Source organism: Succinivibrio faecicola (assembly GCF_019448115.1).
Lineage (GTDB): Bacteria > Pseudomonadota > Gammaproteobacteria > Enterobacterales > Succinivibrionaceae > Succinivibrio > Succinivibrio faecicola.
The window spans coordinates 1-2,099 of sequence record NZ_JAGFNY010000070.1; the positions used below are offsets into that span (position 1 = coordinate 1).

1 protein-coding gene is annotated in these 2,099 nt (G+C 30.7%); it reads left to right on the plus strand.

Annotation, left to right across the window (positions count from 1 at the left end; translation table 11 throughout):
- Positions 1-62 precede the first annotated feature (62 nt).
- The gene (locus tag J5V48_RS09630) at positions 63-2,033 is read left to right on the plus strand and encodes a helicase-related protein (RefSeq protein WP_219938413.1); all 1,971 of its coding nucleotides are present in this window, start codon (positions 63-65) and stop codon (positions 2,031-2,033) included.
- The last annotated feature ends 66 nt before the right edge of the window (positions 2,034-2,099 follow it).

A 2,099-nucleotide genomic window follows, 5' to 3' on the forward strand; every position in this document is an offset into this window, starting at 1 on the left:
AATCCAAAATGATTGAGCTGACTTTTAGTCAAAACTGACTGAGCTAAATCAGATCTTTTTCAGTGGGCTGTGACAATGAAATACAATTTTCAGAAGATGAAGAAAGTTATTTTGAAGATATTTTCTATGCATGGATAAAATCTGTATTGGATGAACATGCGGCACTTGATCATACAATAAATGATGATGTCAGACATTATGTACGACGCTTTTATGACAACGATAAAATAGGTCTATTAAAAAACAATTGGGAATTCTCTAAACCAATAAAAAATATTTTGAATCTGAAGAACAATAGCAAATTAGAAAAAACTCTAAAAAATGCTTTAGGTGTTTTTTTGGAAAGCAATAAAGAAAACCCAAACAAATTGTATATTAACACTAGCACAGTAAAACCAGTTTTAAATAGAGAACACGTGTGGTATAGATGTGATAATTGCTCTGATATCAATCCATTTCTTTTATTAAAAAAATGCCCTAATTGTGAAAGTGAATGCGTTCATATTTTAGACAAAAATGATATAAAAGCACTCAAATTCTGGAGCACCCCTATAAACGAAGTTTTAGATAACAAAGATAAACAGTTATTTTCTTTAAACATAGAAGAACATACAGCTCAATTATCTTATAAAGATCAACGAGATGATCTTTTATCTAAAACTGAAGAATATGAGCTGAGATTTCAAGACATTATTCATGATAATGAAACACCTGTAGATATATTAAGTAGCACAACTACAATGGAAGTTGGTATTGATATAGGTTCGCTTATAGCTGTGGGGTTAAGAAATGTACCTCCTACAAGAGAAAACTATCAGCAAAGAGCAGGTCGAGCTGGACGAAGGGGAGCAAGTCTTTCAACAATTCTAACCTTTTGTGAAGACGCTCCTCATGATAATTTGTATTATAAAAATCCTGCACCTATGTTTGCAGGAGATCCTCGTACACCGTGGATTGATACAGAAAGTAAAAAACTTATAGAAAGGCATTTAAATATTCTTGTACTACAAAATTTTGCTACTAATCAAAAAACAAGTATACATCAACTATCCGTTGAAGATTTTTTTTCAGAGATGTATCAAAACTTTTCTTCATTCGTAAATAATTATAATTTTAATGATAAAAATTATCTATTTCCTAATAAATATGTTTTTGATGAAACAGAATATAAACAACATTTATTGCATGATATAGAGCAATTATATAATAAATATATAAAGCATCCTGACTTATACGCATCTGATAATAAGTTTTTTTCTCAAACAATGTTAGATGCCTTATATGAAGAAGGCATTATCCCTACATATTCTTTTCCAAAGAATGTTGTTAGTACATATATAACTGGCAGTAATAACAAGTTGCTTTATAGAATTGATAGAAGTTTGGATGTCGCTATTGGAGAATTCGCTCCAGGCAGAGCTCTTGTTGTTGATAAAAAGTTATACCAAATCGGAGCATTGTATAGTCCACTAAGATTTGGAAAAAATAAAAAATCTTCTATTATTCAAGATTATTTTGAGGATCAAAATTATAAAAAAAGATTAAGTCACTGCTCAAAGTGCGGTTGGTTTGGTGTAAATTATGATAAAAATTTCTGTCCTTACTGCCATAATACCATCCCTGAATCAAGCATAAACATGCTGATTCCATGGGGGTTTGCTCCAAAAAACGGCACTGAAATATACGCATCAGAATTGGATGAAAAATTCACTTCCATAATACCACCCATTTACTCAACAGTCCCTGCTCAAGAAGAAATAAAACAAATAGATGCATTAAAAAATATTAAAGTGTCTACGAGAAGTAATCAGAGAATAATAATGCTTAATAAAGGCTATATGGGAGATGGTTTTTCTGTATGTGTAAATTGTGGTGCTGCATCAGTGGGAAAAGAAATAGATAAAAATATAAAATCTCCATACAGTAACTTAAGTAGTTATAAATGCCGACATAATTTTGAGAACGTATATCTTGGGTATGATTTTATAACTGATATGTTGGTAATGGAATTTGTTATTTCTAATAAACTCTAGTTTCCCACATGGAAATTTAAAACAAACCTAGATGCACTCTAGCGTTGATGCTCTTTAAAAACATGT